Here is a 19185-nt window from a genome sequence, read left to right on the forward strand (position 1 = left end):
GTCAACCGGCGCCCAGCTCGCGCGAGCGGTCGGCGGCGGCACGCACACCCGCCACCAGGCCCGCGCGGACCGCGTGCGCGTCGAGCGCGGCGACACCCGCGACCGTCGTGCCCCCGGGTGACGACACCCGCTCGCGCAGCACCGCCGGGTGCTCGCCCGTCTGCGCGACCATCGCGGCCGCACCCTCGACGGTCGCGACCGCGAGCCGCGACGCGAGGTCCCGGGGCAGGCCCAGCAGCACGCCCGCCTCGGCCAGCGCGTCGATCACGTAGAACGCGTACGCCGGGCCGGACCCGGACAGCGCCGTCACCGCGTCGAGCTGCTTCTCGGCGACCCGCTCCACGAGCCCCGTCGCCGCGAGCACGCGCTCGACCAGCGCCAGGTGCTCCTCGCGCGCCGCGGCGCCGGGCGCGATCGCGCTCGCCCCCTTGCCGATCAGCGCGGGCGTGTTCGGCATGACGCGGATCACGGGCGTGCCCGGGGGCAGCGCGGCCTCGTAGACCCGCAGCGGGACTCCCGCCGCGACGCTCACGACGAGCGCACCGGCGCGCAGCACGGGCGCGGCCTCCGCCAGCGCCGCGGGCACCACGTCCGGCTTGACCGCGAGCAGGACGACGTCCGCAGCGGCGACGGCGTCCTGGTTGCCGGCCGTGCGCACGCCGTGCTCCCGCGCGAGCGCGTCCGCCTTGGCCGCGTCCTGGTCCGCGACGGTCACGCGGTCCCCGGGCCAGCCGCCCGCCCGGAGTGCCGCGACGAGCGTGCCGCCCATGACCCCGCCGCCGAGCACCGCGACAGCCGGCGCCGGCCCCGTGTCCTGCGTGGTCATCGTGCCTCCGTCGCTGCGCACCCGGCCGCGGGCGCGACCGGGACGAGCCTACTGGCGCCCGCGGACGCCGAGCCGTCGAACGCCACCCCCGCGAGAGTGCAATCCAGTCCCACCCCACCCACTCCCCCCGCGAGAGTGCAATCCAGTCCCACCCCACCCCCTCCCCCCGCGAGAGAGCAATCCAGCACCCCGACACGTGGAGTCGCCCGCTGCCAAGGCCAGATCGACCGGACGCTCGATGGTGGGCGACTGGATTGCACTCTCGCGCTCGGGCGGGGGGCGACTGGATTGCACTCTCACGCTCGGGCGGGGGGCGACTGGATTGCACTCTCACGCTCGGGCGGGGGGCGACCGAGCTGCTCACTCGCCCGCCAGGCAGGCGAGCGACTGGATTGCTCTCTCGCGCTCAGGGGAGGGTGAGAAGGCCGTCGGTGACCAGACCACGGACCATGGGCAGCACGTCGGCGGCGACGTCGGACGCCGGGACGTCGAGCAGGGCGCCGAGCGCGGCGACGATCTGCCCGGCCGTCAGCTCGCCGTCGCACGCGCCGACGAAGGCCGCGAGCGCCGTGCCGACCTGCACGGTGCGCCCGAAGCCCCGGCCCTGGCGCAGCAGCACGACGCGCGGGTCGACGGCACCGGGCTGCAGGTAGCGCTCCTCGGTGACGTCAGGGGCGACCGTGAGCCGCAGACCCGCGAGCTCCTCGGCCGACAGACCGGTGACCGCGTCGTGCGCGGCCAGCGCGGCCGAGATCACGGGCCCGAGCGGCTGGCGCACCGGCCCGGTCTGCGACTCCAGGCGGCGCAGGGTCGGCCGGCCGGTGACCGGGCGGCGCAGCGTGACCACGCCGAACCCGACGGAGGAGACGTCGCGGGACGCCAGGTCGTCGAGCCACGCGCCGTACCGCGCGGTCCACGTGCCGCGGTCGGCCGGGGTCGTGCCGCCGTCGCGGATCCAGGTCTCGGCGTACTGCGCGGGGTCCTGCTGGTCGCGCAGCACGACCCACGCGTCCAGGCCCGACGCGTCGACCCACGCGCCGATCCGCTCGTGCCACTCCTCGCCGTCCCGCACCTCCCAGTTGGCGAGCAGCTGCGCCACGCCCCCGGGCGCCAGCACGGTCCCGACGCCGGTGACCAGGTCTCGCACGAGGTCGTCACCGGCCCGGCCGCCGTCGCGGTAGTCGTACGCGGGGACGTCGGCACGCCGGGGGGTGATGACGAACGGCGGGTTGGAGACGACCAGGTCGAACGTGTCACCGGCGACGGGCTCGAGCATCGACCCGGCGCGCAGCTCGACACGGTCCGGGCCCAGCCCTGCCAGCGCCGTCGTGAAGCGCGCGAACGCCAGGGCGCGGGTCGACAGGTCCGTCGCGACGACGTGCGCCGCGTGCCGGCTCGCGTGCAGCGCCTGCACACCGCAGCCCGTGCCGAGGTCGAGCACCCGCCGGCGCGGGTCCCGGACCGTCGCCTGCGCGAGCGTCAGCGACGCACCGCCGACGCCCAGCACGTGGTCGGTGCGCAACGGGCCACCGGTCGCCAGCTCGCCCAGGTCCGACGCGATCCACCACGCCGCGTCGCCCGCACCGTCGCTCGCGGCGTAGGGACGCAGGTCGACGAGAGCCCTTGCCTCGTCGTCGCCATGGTGGCCCGCGACGTCCACCAGGCCGAGGCGTCGCGCCCCCGTGACGCCCACGGTCGGGAGGGCCGCCTCCAGGGCGGCGGCCCGCACGGGCACACCGAGCAGGAACGCGCGCGTCAGCGTGGCGGCGCGCTCCGACCCGGACCCGGTCGCGGGGTCCGTCGCCCGCAGGGCCGGCAGCACCTCCCCGCGGGTCAGCGCCCCCGCCGCGACGGGGCCGAGGAGCTCGTCGACGTGCTCGACCGTGAACTGGGCGGCGGTGAGGTCGGCGCGCAGCGCGTCGAGGAGTGCGGGGACGACGACGGGCGCGTCAGGGGTGGCGGTCACGCCGCCATCGTCCCAGGCGCCGCGACGGCGCGACGGGCGCGCGTCAGGCCGGCAGGTGCAGGTCGACCACGAGCGGCCGGTGGTCGCTCGCGACACCCACCGCGGCGTCGTCGAGCACCCAGGCATCCAGGACGGGCAGGCGCTGGTCCACCAGGACGACGTCGATACGCACGCGCGGGACGTCCGCCGGGTACGTCGGCTGGTCGGACCCCACGACGCTCGCCGCGTCCTGCAGCCCGCCCGCGGCGTCGCCCAGGACGGACCAGGACGGACCCCCGGGACGCTCGTTGAGGTCGCCCGCCACGACGACCGGCCCGTCGGTGCCGCGCAGCAGGCGGCGCACCACCAGGTCGACGTGCCGTTCCCGCTCGGCCGCACGCAGCCCGAGGTGCACGACCACGACGCGCACCCCGTCGATGCGCGCGGTCGCGACGCCGCGGCGCGTGAGCCCGACGCGCCAGGGCAGCCGCAGGCCTGCGGCGTCGCGCACGCTGCGGTACGGCGCGACGAGCAGCGCGGTCGTGCGCGCACCACCGCCGCCCACTGCCACGCGCAGGCCGGTCCGCGCGGCGAACCGGCGCAGCCGCGCCCGCCCGGACGCCCCGCGGGGCGGCTCCTGGACCGCCAGCACGTCGGGGCGCACGCTGCGGACGACGTCGACGAGCGCGTCGAGCTCGTCGCGCAGACCACGCAGGTTGTAGGTCATCACCCGCAGGGTGCCGACGTCGCGTGCGTCCACGGTGGCCTCCGTCCGTCCTTCGGCTGCGTGAGCGTACCGACCCACCGGGCCGGGTGGACCACTGCACACGCCGTGGGCCCGTCGTCGGCGGCATGGGACGCCGCGTGAGGGCTCCGTCCGCCCCCGCGGCTGCGCCGGGCGTGCCGTACGTTGGTCGGCACCGACCGACGTATGCGCCTGCGTGCGCGAGGAGGGACGACCCCGTGCGACGACGTCCGACCGCACTGGCGGCGAGTGCCGTGACGGTGCTCCTGCTGAGCGCCTGCACCGGCGACGCGGACGCCGACCCCGACGCGACCACCGCGGGGACCCCGCCACCCTCGTCGGCGGCCGCGACGAGCGACCCGGCCGACGAGGAGCCCGTCGCGGGCGGCGTCACCGAGGAGTGCCTGCTGGGCACGTGGCGCCTCGACCTGGCCGCGATGCAGGACGACCTGCGCCGGGTGCTCGGGGCCGCAGGCGAGGGTGCCGTGGAGGTCACCGTCGACGGCACGACCACGTACGAGTTCGCCGACGGCGGCGCGTTCGCGGCCGACGTCGACTCGAACTCGGCCATGACGATGTCGGGCGACGGCGTCGAGCTCACGTCGGAGTCGCGGTCCACGGGCGACCTCACCGGCCGGTGGGCGCTGACCGGTGACCAGCTGACGATCTCCGACGTCGACTCCTCGGGCCTCGACGTCACGACGAGCGGCACCCTCGACGGTGAGGACCTCGAGCTGCCGGAGGGTTCCGCGGAGGACGCGATCGAGGCGCTGCCGCCCACGGCGTCGACGGCGACCTGCAGCGCGAGCACGCTGACCCTGGTGATGTCGCTGCAGCCCGACGAGAGCAGCGAGCCCCTGACGATGGCGTACACGCTCCGTCGCTGAGCGGCCGTTGAGCCCCTCCGGCAGCACTCCGCCCTCCCGTCCGCGAGGGACGAGAGGGCGGAGCGGGCTGCGCGGGCGTCAGCCGACGAGCTGGGTCTCGTGCTCGAGCCGACCCTCACGGTCGACCTTCGCGGCACGCAGCCGGGAGGCGATGACCGCGCCGAACGCGATGGCCGTCGCGACCAGCGCGATGGTCAGACGCAGGGTGTGGTTCGCGTCCTCCCCGACGGACACCGCGACGATGGCCGGGGCGATCAGCACGGACACCAGGTTCATCACCTTGATGAGCGGGTTGATCGCCGGGCCGGCGGTGTCCTTGAACGGGTCGCCGACGGTGTCGCCGATGACGGCGGCCGCGTGGGCCGGCGAGCCCTTGCCGCCGTAGCTGCCGTCCTCGATGATCTTCTTCGCGTTGTCCCAGGTACCGCCGGAGTTCGACAGGAACACGGCCATGAGCACGCCCGTGGCGATGGTCCCGGCCAGGAACCCCGCGAGCGGCCCGACGCCCAGGCCGAAGCCGACGGCGATCGGCGCGAACGCGGCCAGCAGCCCGGGGGTCGCCAGCTCGCGCAGCGAGTCGCGCGTGCACATGTCGACGACCCGGGCGTACTCGGGGCGCACCTCGCCCGTCATGATCCCGGGGTTGTCGCGGAACTGGCGACGCACCTCGAAGACGATCGCGCCCGCGGCGCGCGTCACCGCGTCGATGGCCAGCCCCGAGAAGAGGAAGACCGTCGCGCCACCCAGGATCACGCCGACGAGGGTGATCGGGTTGATGATGTCGTACGACATCATCGCCTCCACGAGGTCCCCGCCGAGCCCTCCGGAGATGCCGTCGAGCGCCGTGCGGACCGCGTCCGCGTAGGAGCCGAACAGCGCGGTCGCCGCGAGCACGGCCGTCGCGATGGCGATGCCCTTGGTGACGGCCTTGGTGGTGTTGCCGACGGCGTCGAGGTCCGTGAGGATCTGCGCGCCCTCGGGCGTCACGTCGCCCGACATCTCCGCGATGCCCTGCGCGTTGTCGCTGACCGGGCCGAACGTGTCCATGGCGACGATGACGCCGACGGTCGTCAGCAGGCCGCAGCCCGCGAGCGCGATGAGGAACAGCGCGAGCGGCACCGAGCCGCCGGCGAGCAGGAACACGCCGCAGATGGCCGCCGCGATGATGCCCGTCGTGTAGACCGCGGACTCGAAGCCCACGCCGATGCCGGACAGCACGACGGTGGCGGGGCCTGTGAGGGTCGTGCGCGCCACGTGCAGCGTGGGCTTGCTCGTGGTGCCGGTGAAGTAGCCGGTGACCCACAGGATGACGCCCGCGAGGACCACGCCGATGAGCACGGCGAGCGACGCGACGAGGCGCGGGTCACCCGCGTGGCCCTCGAGGCCCGTCGTACCCCCCGGCAGCTCGGCGAACGTCCCCGGGAGGTACACGTACGCCGCGGCCGACGCGAGCACCACGCCCACGAGCGCCGAGACGTAGAAGCCGCGGTTGATCGCCGCCAGCCCGCTCTCGTCACCCCGCACCCGCGTGATCGCGACGCCGAGGGCGGCGACGAGCGCGCCCACGGCCGTGACGATCAGCGGGAACACCATGCCCTCCTCGCCGAACGCCGCCCGGCCGAGGATGAGGGCCGCGACCAGCGTGACCGCGTAGGACTCGAACAGGTCCGCGGCCATCCCGGCGCAGTCACCCACGTTGTCGCCGACGTTGTCGGCGATCGTGGCGGGGTTGCGCGGGTCGTCCTCGGGGATCCCCTGCTCGACCTTGCCGACCAGGTCCGCACCCACGTCGGCGGCCTTGGTGAAGATGCCGCCGCCGACGCGCATGAACATCGCGAGCAGCGCCGCACCGAACCCGAAGCCCTCCAGCACCGCCGGGGCGTTACCGCGGTAGAGGAGCACGACGAGCGACGCACCCACCAGGCCGAGGCCGACGACGGCCATGCCGACCACGCCACCGGTGCGGAACGCGATCCGCGCACCCTCCGCGCGGCCGTCCGGCCCCGAGGCGGCCGCCGCGACGCGCACGTTGGCGCGGGTCGCGAGCCACATCCCGAGGAACCCGATGGCGGCGGAGAACCCGGCGCCGACGAGGAAGAACACGGACCGCCCGATCTTGACCCCGCTGTCCCCCGGCAGCAGGAACAGCAGCGCGCAGACGACCGCGGCGAACACGGCGAGCGTGCGGAACTGCCGACTCAGGAACGCCGAGGCGCCCTCCTGCACCGCGACGGCGATCTGTTGCATCGAGGCCGTGCCCTCACCGGCCGCCAGGACCTGGCGACGGAGCACGGCGGCGACCACGAGGGCCGCCAGTCCGATCACGGCGATCGCCGTGACGATCGTGATGCTCGTGGCACCGAGCTGCATGCATCCTCCTCGACACACCGGCGCGCTCCCCCTGAACGCAGCCCCACCGCCCGGCACCGTTGCCGACGGACCGGGTGAGTCTAGCGGGGGGTGTGACGCAGGTCGCACCCTGGCGGCACTCGCCTGCGGACGACGTGCCCGTCAGGGCGCGAGCGCGCCGTCCAGCGTGTCGTGGATCGCGAAGACCTGCGTGAGGCCCGTGATGCGGAAGACCTTGAGGAGCCGCTCGGAGTCGACGACGAGCTCGAGCCGGCCCCCGGCGAGCCGCACGCGCTTGAGGGTGCCGACGAGCAGCCCCAGACCCGTGGAGTCCAGGAACGTGACGCCCGTGAGGTCGACGACCAGGTCCGTGCGGCCCTGCGAGAGCAGGACCGCGAGGCGTTCGCGCAACCGGTCGGCCGACGCGACGTCGACCTCCCCCGCGACGCGGACGACCGTGCGCGCACCGACGTCCTCGGTGGTCACCTGCACCTCCATGGACGCCCCCTTCCTCGTGCCGTCGCGCCGTCTGCATTCAAGCACCCCCGCACCCGCTCGGTGGATCGCACACGCAAGTCGGGGGGTGCAACCCAACCTTTCGGGGCCGTCATCCGTCACCATCATGTGAGGGGGCACCTGCGCCCAGACCCCGACGGCCGACGACAGGAGCACCGTGACCGCCTGGCAGGACGCGCTGGACGAGCTCGTCCGCACGCGTGGTCGTGCGCTCGTCGGGTACGCGTACCTGCTGACCGGTGACCCGCGTGAGGCCGAGGACCTCGTGCAGGACGCGCTGGTTCGTACGTTCACGCGCGGCCGCGGCACGCGGGAGGTCGCGTCCGCGGAGGCGTACGTGCGGCGCGCGATCCTCACGACGTACGTCGACGGCTTCCGCCGACGACGGCACTGGGCCACCATCCGGCACCTCGCCGCGGTCCCCGAGCCCAGCCCGCCCGACGGGCCGCACGCCGGGCCGGAGCCCGTGGTCACGACGCGCCTCGCGGTCCAGCAGGCGCTCGCCCTGCTGCCGCCGCGCGAGCGGGCCTGCATCGTGCTGCGCCACTTCGAGGACATGACGGTGGCGCAGGTCGCCGATGCGCTCTCCCTGTCGATCGGCACCGTCAAGCGCTACCTGTCCGACGCCACACGCACGCTCGAGACCCACCTCGGTGACCTCGCGGGAGTCGACGAAGCCCCCGCGCACCACACCGACGAGGTCCTCGTCACCGTCCGGAGGTCACGATGAGCACACGCCTGGATCTCGCGCTGCAGGAGCTGGCGGACGCCGCGGGCGCGACGAGCGGGTTCGGCGACCCCGACACGTCCACCACCGTCCAGACCGTCGCGCGGCTCACCGCACGCGTCCGCCGGCGCCGCGCGACCCGCGGGGCCGGGACGGCCGCCGTCGCTGCGAGCGCAGCCGGGGCCGTCGCGCTCGTCGCGCCGCAGCTCACGCGGGACGTGTCGCCCGCCGGTGACCCGGACGCGGCACCGGGGACGTGCCGCTCGTCGGTGACGAAGCTCCCGTCCGGGCCACGGGACGCCCTCGGCGTCGAGCTCGGGCACCGGGCCGGCGGCGGCGTCCCGGTCATCGCCACCGCGGAGGCCGGGAACGACCTGGGCACGTGGCAGGGCCGGTCGGCCGACCTCGTCGTGAACGTCTCGCAGGTCCCCGACGCCGGCGTGGGTGCCACGCGTCTGCGGTTCCTGGTCACCCAGGAGGGTGTGGTCAAGGCGCTCACCCAGGGTCCCGTGTCCATCACGCCCACGACCACCGACGAGGTCCTGCGCACGCACCTCGCCACGCCGGCCCCGGCCACGACCGAGGACCTCCCGGTGTACCCGCTGGAGGACACGGGCCACAGGTGGCAGATCGCGCAGACGTCGACAGGCGTCCAGCGCGTCGCACAGAGCGCCGCGCTCGGGTTCACGGCGTGCAACGGCACCGGGAAGCTGCCCTCCGGGACCTACCAGGTGTACGCCACGATCGCCGACTCCGTGGGCACGGCCCGCGGCTCGGCGGGTCCGTGGGACGTCGAGATCGCCCAGGACGACGAGGCGACGTCCCACGACCTGCCCGACGGCTTCCCCGCCGACGTGCCCCTGATCCCCGGGCGCCTGGTCGGCGCGGAGTGGCACGGCAGCGGGTGGACGGTGGAGATCGCCGCGCCCGGGGACGACCGCGCCACGATCGCGACGACGCTGCTCGCCCAGGGCGCGCTGCGCGGCGACGGTGTCAGCGACTGGGACGGGCGCGTCCTGCCGCCGCCGTACGCCAACGTGCTCTTCTCCGCCGCGGGCGTCGAGCTGCCCGGGTGGGCTGTACGGGCCGCCGCCTCACGAACGGCGGACGGTGAGCCGTCGGTCGTGTACACGCTGACGCGGCGGCCCTGAGGGCGATCCGCCCGCTGGTACAACGTTCCGAGGTCGCCGCACGTCGAGGCTGGTGACGGGATCCCCCCGTCACGCCCACGACGGGCGGACACCCGGGAGGTGGCGTGCCGACGCACGAGGACGTCGACGACGACACTCTCGGGGTGCTCGCGCGCGAGCGCGGTCGGGCGCTCTTCGGGTACGCCTACCTGCTGACGGGTGACCGCGGCACCGCCGAGGACCTCGTGCAGGACGCGCTCGTGCGCACGTTCTCGCGGCTGCGGGCCGGCACCGACGTCGCGCACGCGGAGGCGTACGTCCGCGCGGCGATCCTGCACCTGCACCTCGACGCGCTGCGGCGGCGCGGGAGGTGGACGGCGGTGCGGCACCTGCTGCACGTGCCCGGCGACGAGGCCGTCCGCGACCCGGCTGCGGCCGTCGCGACCGGGTCGGCGGTGCACGACGCCCTGGCGACGCTCGCACCGCAGGAGCGGGTCGCAGTGGTCCTGCGGCACGTCGAGGACCTCACCGTGCCCGACGTCGCGGCGCAGATGGGACTCGCCGTCGGCACCGTCAAGCGCTACCTGTCGACAGGGTCGGCGAAGCTCGCGCAGCGGCTGGGGCCCCTGCCCGACGACGGTGAGCACGTCGTCGTCCACGCCCGGGAGGCACGATGAGCACGGACCGGCACCCCCTGGACGACGCGCTGAGCGACGCCGAGCGGGAAGGTGAGACGTACGAGGTGCCCGTGACGCTCGTCCGGGCTCGCGTACGGCGGCGACGCCGCGCCAGGGCCGCGGCGCGGGGAGGCGTGGCCGCCCTCGCGGTCGGGGCCGTGGCCGCCGTGCTGCCGGCGGTCACCGCCGCACCTCCGGCGACGCCGCCGACGTCGCAGCGCGACTGGCCGGAGGCGTTCACGCGCTGCGGAGAGCCCGCCCGGATGGCGACCGCCTCGCCCGGCGAGGACGTCGTCGCCTCGGCGGACCCCGTCGGGGCAGGTGACGAGGCCGTCGAGGTGACGCTCGAGCCGGTGACGACGATCGGTGCCGATCGTCAGGCGATGCTCACCACCCGCGTGACGTTCGACCCCGCGGAGGTCGCCTCCGTGCACCACTCCGAGACCGAGGTCGTGCTCGTGCGCGACGGTGTCGTCGTCGGTGTCGACGGTGGCGGCCGCGTCGTGGTGCCGCTGTCCGAGCTGGAACCGGCACCGTCCGACCCGGGGAACGCGCTGTGGTCCTTCGGCGCCGTCCTGGAGTCCTGCGCGCAGTACCCCGGCGGGGTGGGCGCACCGCGCGTCCCCGTCGGGACGTACGAGCTGGTGGCGACCGAGACGGTCGTCTGGTCGGCGCACGACGGCTCGCAGGGCTCGGTGCGCGTCCGGCACGCCGCGCCGGTCGAGGTCACGGAGGCCGTGCCACCCGTCGAGGCCGAGACGTGCGGCGCGGACACGGCATCGCTGGCGGCGCTCACCGACGCCGATGCGAACCCGTTCCACGTGGCGGTCGATGCGGAGCTGCCTCGTGAGACCCCCGCGGACGGCGACCTGACCCTCCAGGCCTACGTCCACAACCAAGGACAGATGGCACTCGAGGCGTTCGACCAGTCTCTCGCCGTGCTGCTCACGCGCGACGGTGCGGTCGTCGCGACGCCCTCGGGACGCCAGGCCACCGCACCGGAGGTGAGGCGCCTCGAGCCGCAGACGACGATGGGCTTCGAGATCGAGAGCCCCTTGGTCGGGTGCGGTCCGGGAGGCGCCGCCGCCGGGCCCGGCGGCGACGACGGGCAGCCGCTGCCCCCCGGGGACTACGAGGTGTGGGTCACGATCGACCTGCGGCTCATCGAGTTCCCCGCGGACGGCACCCCCGTGCACGTCCTGCAGGGGCCCTGGCCGCTCACGCTGCGGTGAGGTCCTGCTCCGGTGGCGCGTCTCATCCCCGGTGCAGACGCTCCCGCGGGACGCGCGCGAGGGCCTGCGCGTACTCGTCGCTCGTCCCGTCGGGACGGACCTGCTGCAGCACGTGGTCGCGCACGCCCAGGTCCGCCAGCGCCGCCGTCAGGTCCGTGACGTCGGCGTCGGTGAGAACCGTCGGGTCGACGGTCGTGCGCACCTGCACGTCCACCCCGCTGTCCAGCACCATGCGCAGGGACTCGAACGCCTTGTCGGCGGTCGTCGTCTCCCCGCCCGTGCGCGTGATCGCGCGGTACAGGTGCGCCGGGGCCTTGATGTCCAGGCCCACCCAGTCGACGTACGGCAGCAGGTCGGGCAGCCGCGCGGGGTAGGCGCCTGCGGTGTGCAGACCGACGAGGAACCCGGCCTCCTTGACCTCGCGCGCCGCCGCGACGACACCCGCCTGCCGCGTCGGCTCGCCACCGGACAGCACGAGGCCGTCGAGCAGCCCCCGGCGCCGGCGCAGCAGGTCCGTGACCGTGGACCACGCCACGACGCCCGGCAGCCGGGTGTCGAGGATCGCGCTGTTGTGGCAGTACGTGCACCGCCACGGGCACCCCTGCAGGAACGCCGTCGCGACGAGCCGGCCCGGCCAGTCGACCGTCGACAGCGGCGTCAGGCCGGCGATCTGCAGGGACGAGGCCTGCTGCTCCCAGCCGTCCGGGCCGGACGACCCCTGCACGGGGCCGCCCGGTCCGGCGTCGTGGCGAGCTGTCACGCGGGCGCGCCCGCGGTCTCGAGGAACGGCACACGCTCGGCGTGCTCGCCCTGCTTGCCGATGTTGAACGAGCTGACGGGCCGGTGGTAGCCCATGACGCGCGTCCACACCTCGCACGTCGTGACCTCGCCGTCCTCCTCGCACGTCGGGCACGTGGGGTGCTCGCCGGACAGGTAGCCGTGCGCCGGGCAGATGGAGAAGGTCGGCGTGACCGTCAGGTAGGGCAGGCGGAACGTGCTCAGCGCGCGCTTGACCAGCTCGCGGCAGGCCTCGGGCGTCGAGATGCGCTCCGACATGTACAGGTGCAGGACCGTGCCGCCCGTGTACCTCGTCTGCAGCTCGTCCTGGCGCTCGAGCGCCTCGAACGGGTCGTCCGTGAAGCCGACCGGCAGCTGCGAGGAGTTGGTGTAGTACGGGTGCTCGGAGGTCCCGGCCTGCAGGATCGACGGGTAACGCTTCTTGTCCTCCTTGGCGAACCGGTACGTCGTGCCCTCCGCGGGCGTGGCCTCGAGGTTGTAGAGGTTGCCGGTCTCCTCCTGGAACTCGACCATGCGCTCGCGCACGTGGTCCAGGACGCGCAGCGCCATCGCGTGGCCGCGCTCGTCGGTGATGTCGTACAGGTCACCGGTGAAGTTGCGGACCATCTCGTTGAGGCCGTTGACGCCGATCGTCGAGAAGTGGCTGTCCAGCGAGCCGAGGTAGCGGCGCGAGTACGGGAACAGCCCCTCGTCCATGAGCCGCTGGATCGTCGTGCGCTTGAGCTCCAGGGAGGTGCGCGCGAGGTCCAGCAACCGGTCCAGGTCCGTCAGCAGCGACTCCTCGTCCCCGGGGTGCAGGAACCCGAGGCGCGCGCAGTTGACGGTCACGACGCCGATCGAGCCGGTCTGCTCGCCGGAGCCGAACAGCCCGTTGCCGCGCTTGAGCAGCTCGCGCAGGTCGAGCTGGAGGCGGCAGCACATCGACCGCACGTCACCCGGCTCCATGTCGGAGTTGATGAAGTTCTGGAAGTACGGCAGGCCGTACTTCGCCGTCATCGCCCACAGCCGCTCGGCGTTCTCCGACTCCCACGGGAAGTCCTTGGTGATGTTGTACGTCGGGATGGGGAACGTGAAGACGCGACCCGACGCGTCGCCCTCGGTCATGACCTCCATGTACGCGCGGTTGAGCATGTCCATCTCGACCTGCAGGTCGCCGTACGTGAAGTCGCACGGCTCGTCCGCGACGAACGGCGTCTGGTCCGCGAGGTCCGCCGGGCACGTCCAGTCGAACGTGAGGTTCGTGAACGGCGTCTGCGTGCCCCAGCGCGACGGCACGTTGAGGTTGTAGATGAGCTCCTGGATGCCCTGGCGCACCTCGGTGTACGTGAGGTTGTCGAGCCGGACGTACGGCGCCATGAACGTGTCGAAGCTGCTGAAAGCCTGCGCGCCGGCCCACTCGTTCTGCATCGTGCCGAGGAAGTTGACGATCTGGCCGATCGCGGCGCTGAAGTGCTTCGGGGGGCGCGCCTCGACCTTGCCGGGCACGCCGTTGAGGCCCTCCTGCAGCAGCGTGCGCAAGGACCATCCGGCGCAGTAGCCGGACAGCATGTCGAGGTCGTGGACGTGCATCGACCCGTCACGGTGCGCCTGGCCGACCTCGGAGGGGTAGACCTCGTTCAGCCAGTAGTTGGCGATGACCTTGCCGGCCGTGTTGAGGATCAGCCCACCCAACGAGTACCCCTGGTTGGCGTTCGCGTTCACCCGCCAGTCGCTGCGGTCGAGGTACTCGTCGACGGTCGACGCGACGTCGACGACGACCGGGGTGCCGGTGCGGCTGTCCTGCGGCATGCGTGCGCTCCTTCGTGCTGCTGTGCGATCCCTTGAAGTGGATCACCACTCAACGGTGCCGAGCACTACATCTAGTGGTTCAACACGCGCGACACGCCCACATGTGCGGTTTCAATCCGCCCCGCAGTGCCATCTGTGAGGACGTTGGTCCCGGCGCGTGGGTGAATCGGCTCACGACTCCACGGGCGCGACGCGTCGTAGCCGCACCTGCTGTCCCGGCCGCAGCTGGGCCGCGCGGGCCTGCGCCGCGCGTGTCAGCACGGCCACCACCGGGTAGCCGCCGGTCACGGGGTGGTCCGGGCCGAACAGCACCGGCCGACCGTCGTGCGGCACCTGTACGGCCCCCGCGACGAGCCCCTCCGACGCGAGCTCGCCGAGCGTGGCGCGCGTCAGGGGCGCGCCGGTCAGCCGGACGGCGACGCGGTTGCTCGCCGCGGCGACCTCCCACACGGTCGACCACAGGTCGGCGCCGCTGCGCCCGTCCAGGTGGTCGAGGCGCGGGCCGTCGGACGCGTCGAGCAGCACGACCGCGGCGGGGCCGTCGACGTCGGCCGCGTCCTGCCCGTCCCCCGCCGCGGCCCCGGGGAGGGCCGGCTCCGGCAGCCCGTCGAGTGCCGCCCCGAGCGGCAGCAGGTCGCCCGGCCGCACGGCCGCCGGACCCAGACCGGACAGGACGTCCGCCGACCGTGAGCCGAGGACCGGCGGCACGTCGATCCCCCCGCGCACCGCGAGCCACGTGCGCAGGCCGTCGCGCGGTGCGGCCAGCCGCAGCGTCGAGCCCGCGGGGGCGCGGACGGCCGTCGCGTGCGGCACCAGGACGCCGTCGATCAGCGCCGCGACGCGCGCGCCGGTCACCGCGACCGCGGTCGTGGTGTCGCACCGCAGGACCAGCCCGCCCAGCAGCACCTCGAGGCCCGCCGCGTCGGCGCGGTTGCCGACCAGGCGGTTCGCCCGGCGCAGCGCGTCCGGGTCCGCGGCGCCCGAGCGCGGCACGCCGACGGCCGCCAGGCCAGGACGGCCCGCGTCCTCGACCAGGGTCAGAGGGCCGGTCGCGACGACCGTCAGGGTCCGAGCGGCGGGGACGGCCCGCGGCGTCGGTGCACCGGCGGCCCGGGCGTCGGGGCCTGCGGTCACGGGCTCGGGCGCAGCAGCCGCCCTGGCGCCTGCCGCCGCGGCGACCGCCGGGGCCGACCGCCGGACGAACCGCACGACGTCACCCGGCCCGAGCAGCGCCGCGCCCTCGCGCCCACGTGCCACGTCGAACATCGCGACGTCCGTCGTGCCCAGCAGACGCCACCCGCCGGGCGACGCCGCCGGGTAGACGGCCGTGAACTCGCCCGCCACGGCCACCGCACCCGTCGGCACCCGCGTGCGCGGCGACGCGAGCCTCGGCACGTGGAGCCGGGGGTCGAGCCCGACGACGTAGGCGAACCCCGGAGCGAAACCGCCGAACGCCACGCGGTAGCCGTCCGGCCCGCCGACCAGGTGCCGGCCCACGACCTCCTCGGCGCTCAGTCCCGTCTCGTCGGCGACGTCGTGCAGGTCGGCCCCGTCGTACACGACAGGCACCTCGACGACCCGCCCGCCCGCCGCCGCGAGTCCCGAACCCGCCGCCGCACCCGCCCCCTCGGCACCCGCGTCGTCCCACCGTGCGGCGGCGTCGGCCGCCACGCGCGCCACCGCCGCCGCCCACGTACGGCGGCTGCGGGCAGCGCCCCGCACGAGCACCGTCCGCGCGGCGGGGACGACGTCGACGACGTCACGGACGGGCGCGGCCCGCAACGCGGCGTCGAGCGCCCGGACCGCCGCCAGGCCGGCGACCTCGACGAGGACGCCGTCCTCGCCGCACGGCAGCAGCCGGGAGGTCACGTCAGCGCTCGGCGTGCGGGTCGACGCCGCCCGGAGCCGCAGCATCGTGCGACCGCGGACCGAGTCCGGGATGGGCCGGGACGACGAACGGCCGGACGTCGATCCCGGCCCCCGCCAGCGCCGCGCGCACCGCTGTCGCGATCGCCACCGCACCCGGCGTGTCCGAGTGCACGCACAGCGACGCCGCGGTGAGCTCCACGACCGTGCCGTCGACCGCCGTGACGAGGCCCTCGACCGCCATCCGCACGGCCCGCTCGGCGGCCTCGTCCGGGTGCACGACCAGGGCACCGGGCCGCCCCCGCGGGACGAGCGTGCCGTCCGCCGCGTACCCGCGGTCGACGAACGCCTCGCCCACCACCGGCAGACCGGCCGCCCGCGCGAGCGTCAGCACCCGGGAGCCGGGCAGCCCGAGCAGGGTGAGCGTCGGGTCCGTCGTCGCCACCGCCTCGACGACCGCGCGCGCCTGCTCCGCGTCGTGCACGACCGCGTTGTACAGGGCCCCGTGCGGCTTGACGTGGGTGACGCGTGCGCCGACCGACGCCGCGACCGCGACCAGCGACCCGATCTGGTACGCGACCTGCGCACGCAGGACGTCGGCCGGGACGTCGAGGCGCCGCCTGCCGAACCCGTCGCGGTCGTCGTACGACGGGTGCGCGCCGACCGCGACGCCGCGGACCACCGCCGCCGCGCACGTCACGGCCATCGTCTGCGCGTCGCCCCCGTGGTAGCCGGCGGCGACGTTGGCGCTCGACACCAGGTCGAGCAGCGCCTCGTCGCCGGGCGGCTCGAGGCGCCACGGCCCGTCCCCCTCGCCGAGGTCCGCGTTCAGGTCGATGGCACCCACCCCCCGATCCTCCCGCACGTCGTCGCGGCGGCCGCGCACGACCGCACGCGTCGGACGTGGCACGACGGTCGGCCGCCGGGTCCGAGGTGCGAGCGGGGTCGGTGCGAGGATGGGCAGGTGGGTCCCGGCGAGCTGCTCGACGTGCTGCTCGCCGGTGGCCGGCGGGCCGACCGGGCAACGCACGTGCGCCACCTGCCGGCACGGGACGGCGTGCGCGCGGACTGGCCGGCCTGGGCGGACGCCGACCTCGTCCGGGGCTACCGCGCGCTGGGCGTCGGGCGACCGTGGGCGCACCAGGTGGACGCCGCCGACGCGGCCTGGTCGGGTCGGCACACGGTGCTCGCAACCTCGACCGGTTCCGGCAAGTCGCTCGCGTTCTGGCTGCCGGCGCTGTCCGCGGTCCGTCGGGGCGCAGCCGGCACGCTGCTGGACCCCGGACGCATCGAGACGGTGGCACGTCGTCCCACGGTGCTGTACCTGAGCCCGACCAAGGCGCTCGCAGCCGACCAGCTCGCCGGGCTGGAGCGGCTGCTCGTCGCGGCGGGGACCCGCGACGTGCGGGTCGCGACGTGCGACGGCGACACGTCGCGCGACGAGCGCCGGTGGGTCCGCGAGCACGCGGACGTCGTCCTGACGAACCCGGACTTCCTGCACTTCGCGCTGCTGCCCGCGCACGCGACCTGGTCCCGGCTGATGTCGTCGCTGGCGTACGTCGTGGTCGACGAGTGCCACGCGTTCCGCGGCGTGTTCGGCGCGCACGTCGCGCTGGTCCTGCGGCGACTGCGACGGCTCGCCGCAACGTACGGGGCTGCGCCGGTCATGGTCCTCGCGTCGGCGACGACGTCGGACCCTGCCGCGAGCGCCGCCCGCCTGCTGGGCGTGGCTCCGGGAGACGTGCACGCGGTGACCGCCGACACCTCGCCCGCCGGCCGCAAGACGGTCGTGCTGTGGCAGCCGCCCGAGCTGCCGGGCGGCGACGGCCCCTGGGCGGCGCTGCTGCCCGGCGAGGACCCGTGGTCCACCGTCATCACCGTGCCGCGGGGTGACGGGTCCGCGGCGCGACCCGAGGGGCCGGACGATGTGTCCCCCGCTGGTGGGAAGCCCGACACGAGCGGCGGGTCCGGGGCGGCCGACGGGTTCGTCGACGGGGCGGTCGACGGTTCGGTCGACGGGTCGGTCGACGGGCGGGTCGACGGGTCGGCAGCCGCGCCGGAGGGCTCGGGGCCCCTCGGCACGGGCGAGCGGCTCGTCGCCGTCCCCCAGGACCGCCCTCGACGCACCGCGACCGCGGAGGTCGCGGACCTCCTCGCCGACCTCGTCGCGGCAGGTGCCCGGGTCCTGGCCTTCACGCGGTCCCGGCGGGGGGCGGAGTCGGTGGCGGCCGCGACCCGCGACCACCTCGCGGAGGTCGATCCCACGTTGCCGCCGCTCGTGTCGTCGTACCGCGGCGGGTATCTCCCGGAGGAGCGCCGGGCCCTCGAGCGCGCCATCCGGGACGGCCACCTGCGGGCGCTGGCCACGACGAACGCGCTCGAGCTGGGGGTCGACATCTCCGGTCTCGACGCGGTGCTCATCGCAGGCTGGCCCGGCACGCGCGTGTCGCTGTGGCAGCAGGCGGGGCGCGCAGGCCGCGCCGGGGCGGAGGGGCTGGTCGTGCTCGTCGCCCGCGAGGACCCGCTGGACACCTACCTGGTGCACCACCCGGAGGCGGCCCTCGACGCCCCGGTCGAGGCGACCGTGTTCGACCCCGGCAACCCTTACGTCCTGGCGCCGCACCTGTGCGCGGCGGCCGCCGAGCGTCCCCTGCGCGCCGAGGAGCTGGAGCTCTTCGGCCCTCGCGCGCTCGAGCTGCTCACCGAGCTGACGGAACGCGGCATCCTGCGGCGGCGTCCGTCGGGCTGGTACTGGACGCACGCGGAGCCGGCGAGCCGCATGACGGACCTGCGCGGTGCCGGTGGCGAGCCGGTCCGGGTCGTCGAGACCGCCACCGGGCGACTCCTGGGGACGGTCGACGCCGCGTCCGCCGACGCGACGGTCCACCCCGGGGCGGTGTACGTCCACCTGGGCGCGACGTACGTGGTGGACGAGCTGCACCTGGAGGACGGCGCTGCGCTGGCGACCCGCCGGGACGTGGACCACGGCACCTGGGCGCGGTGGATCACGTCGACGACGGTGGTCGACGTCGAGCGCGAGGTCGCATGGGGACCCCTGACGTGGAGCTATGGGCAGGTGGACGTCACGACGCAGGTGATCGGCTACCAGCGCCGCCGGATCCCGGACCTGCAGGTGCTCTCGACGCACGAGCTCGACCTGCCGGCCCGGACGCTGCGGACGACGGCGGTCTGGTGGACAGCACCGCCCGAGGTGCTCGCGGCGGCGGGTGTCACCCTCGAGACCGCACCCGGCGCGCTGCACGCCGCCGAGCACGCCTCGATCGGGCTGCTGCCCCTGCTGGCGACCTGCGACCGCTGGGACCTGGGCGGGCTGTCGACCCTCGTCCACCCGGACACGGGGCACGCCACCGTCTTCGTCCACGACGGGCACCCGGGCGGCGCGGGCTTCGCGGAGCGCGGGTTCGAGCTGGGGCCGGTGTGGCTCACTGCGACGCGCGACGCGATCGCCGCCTGCCCGTGCCCCACGGGCTGCCCCGCGTGCGTGCAGTCCCCCAAGTGCGGCAACGCCAACGAGCCGCTCGACAAGGCGGGCGCACTCCGCCTCCTCACCACCGTCCTCGCCCACGCCACCCCCTGACCCACCCCACCCCCGTGAGAGTGCAATCCAGTCACCTACAGAACTGGATTGCACTCTCACCCACGAGGGAGAGCGACAGGCCCCACCCCCCACCCCACTCC

At 75.0% G+C, this 19185-nt stretch carries 15 protein-coding genes; 6 read left to right on the plus strand and 9 right to left on the minus strand.

What is annotated here, in order from left to right; translation table 11 throughout:
- Position 1 precedes the first annotated feature (1 nt).
- From proC to NP048_RS13960, 3 genes are all read right to left on the minus strand, one after another.
- On the minus strand, positions 2-826 hold the full coding sequence (gene proC, locus NP048_RS13950) for a pyrroline-5-carboxylate reductase (RefSeq protein ID WP_227576220.1): 825 nt from the start codon (positions 824-826) through the stop codon (positions 2-4).
- A 406-nt stretch (positions 827-1232) separates the two neighbouring features.
- On the minus strand, positions 1233-2792 hold the full coding sequence (locus tag NP048_RS13955; protein WP_227576221.1) for a DUF7059 domain-containing protein: 1560 nt from the start codon (positions 2790-2792) through the stop codon (positions 1233-1235).
- Between the two features lie 43 nt (positions 2793-2835).
- A complete protein-coding gene (locus tag NP048_RS13960; RefSeq protein ID WP_227576222.1) occupies positions 2836-3531 on the minus strand; it encodes an endonuclease/exonuclease/phosphatase family protein in 696 nt (231 codons plus the stop codon).
- A 203-nt stretch (positions 3532-3734) separates the two neighbouring features.
- On the opposite strand from NP048_RS13960, the gene NP048_RS13965 reads away from it, so the two are divergent.
- Complete coding sequence (locus NP048_RS13965; protein WP_227576223.1) at positions 3735-4403, plus strand: hypothetical protein; 669 nt, start codon at positions 3735-3737, stop codon at positions 4401-4403.
- Between the two features lie 78 nt (positions 4404-4481).
- Here the strand turns inward: NP048_RS13965 and NP048_RS13970 are convergent, their stop codons facing one another.
- Together NP048_RS13970 and NP048_RS13975 are read right to left on the minus strand one after the other, a co-directional pair.
- On the minus strand, positions 4482-6773 hold the full coding sequence (locus tag NP048_RS13970; RefSeq protein ID WP_227576224.1) for a sodium-translocating pyrophosphatase: 2292 nt from the start codon (positions 6771-6773) through the stop codon (positions 4482-4484).
- A gap of 141 nt (positions 6774-6914) precedes the next feature.
- Positions 6915-7250 carry an STAS domain-containing protein gene (locus tag NP048_RS13975; RefSeq protein WP_227576225.1) on the minus strand — a complete coding sequence of 112 codons (336 nt, stop codon included), beginning with the start codon at positions 7248-7250 and terminating at the stop codon, positions 6915-6917.
- Positions 7251-7425: 175 nt separating this feature from the next.
- Here NP048_RS13975 and NP048_RS13980 point away from each other — a divergent pair, with 175 nt between their 5' ends.
- The 4 genes from NP048_RS13980 to NP048_RS13995 all read left to right on the plus strand — a co-directional run bounded on the left by NP048_RS13980 (position 7426) and on the right by NP048_RS13995 (position 11034).
- Entirely contained in the window at positions 7426-7998 is a 573-nt protein-coding gene (locus tag NP048_RS13980; protein WP_227576226.1) for a SigE family RNA polymerase sigma factor, read from the plus strand.
- Positions 7995-9146, plus strand: coding sequence for a hypothetical protein (locus tag NP048_RS13985; protein ID WP_227576227.1), 1152 nt, complete (start codon positions 7995-7997; stop codon positions 9144-9146). The genes NP048_RS13980 and NP048_RS13985 overlap by 4 nt, the downstream gene beginning before the upstream one ends.
- Before the next feature lie 104 nt (positions 9147-9250).
- Entirely contained in the window at positions 9251-9802 is a 552-nt protein-coding gene (locus tag NP048_RS13990; protein ID WP_227576228.1) for an RNA polymerase sigma factor, read from the plus strand.
- Entirely contained in the window at positions 9799-11034 is a 1236-nt protein-coding gene (locus NP048_RS13995; RefSeq protein ID WP_227576229.1) for a hypothetical protein, read from the plus strand. Before NP048_RS13990 ends, NP048_RS13995 begins: the two co-directional genes overlap by 4 nt.
- A gap of 22 nt (positions 11035-11056) precedes the next feature.
- Here NP048_RS13995 and NP048_RS14000 read toward each other — a convergent pair whose 3' ends face one another.
- The 4 genes from NP048_RS14000 to NP048_RS14015 all read right to left on the minus strand — a co-directional run bounded on the left by NP048_RS14000 (position 11057) and on the right by NP048_RS14015 (position 16333).
- Complete coding sequence (locus NP048_RS14000) at positions 11057-11794, minus strand: anaerobic ribonucleoside-triphosphate reductase activating protein (protein ID WP_227576230.1); 738 nt, start codon at positions 11792-11794, stop codon at positions 11057-11059.
- Positions 11791-13620 carry a ribonucleoside triphosphate reductase gene (locus NP048_RS14005; protein WP_227576231.1) on the minus strand — a complete coding sequence of 610 codons (1830 nt, stop codon included), beginning with the start codon at positions 13618-13620 and terminating at the stop codon, positions 11791-11793. The genes NP048_RS14000 and NP048_RS14005 overlap by 4 nt, the downstream gene beginning before the upstream one ends.
- Before the next feature lie 171 nt (positions 13621-13791).
- Positions 13792-15489, minus strand: coding sequence for a 5-oxoprolinase subunit B/C family protein (locus NP048_RS14010; RefSeq protein ID WP_227576232.1), 1698 nt, complete (start codon positions 15487-15489; stop codon positions 13792-13794).
- A 1-nt stretch (position 15490) separates the two neighbouring features.
- Positions 15491-16333 (minus strand): LamB/YcsF family protein, encoded by an 843-nt coding sequence (locus NP048_RS14015; protein ID WP_227576233.1) that lies wholly within the window; start codon positions 16331-16333, stop codon positions 15491-15493.
- A 117-nt stretch (positions 16334-16450) separates the two neighbouring features.
- Here NP048_RS14015 and NP048_RS14020 point away from each other — a divergent pair, with 117 nt between their 5' ends.
- Positions 16451-19084 carry a DEAD/DEAH box helicase gene (locus NP048_RS14020; protein ID WP_227576234.1) on the plus strand — a complete coding sequence of 878 codons (2634 nt, stop codon included), beginning with the start codon at positions 16451-16453 and terminating at the stop codon, positions 19082-19084.
- The last annotated feature ends 101 nt before the right edge of the window (positions 19085-19185 follow it).

This window comes from Cellulomonas xiejunii (assembly GCF_024508315.1).
Taxonomy (GTDB): Bacteria; Actinomycetota; Actinomycetes; order Actinomycetales; family Cellulomonadaceae; genus Cellulomonas; species Cellulomonas xiejunii.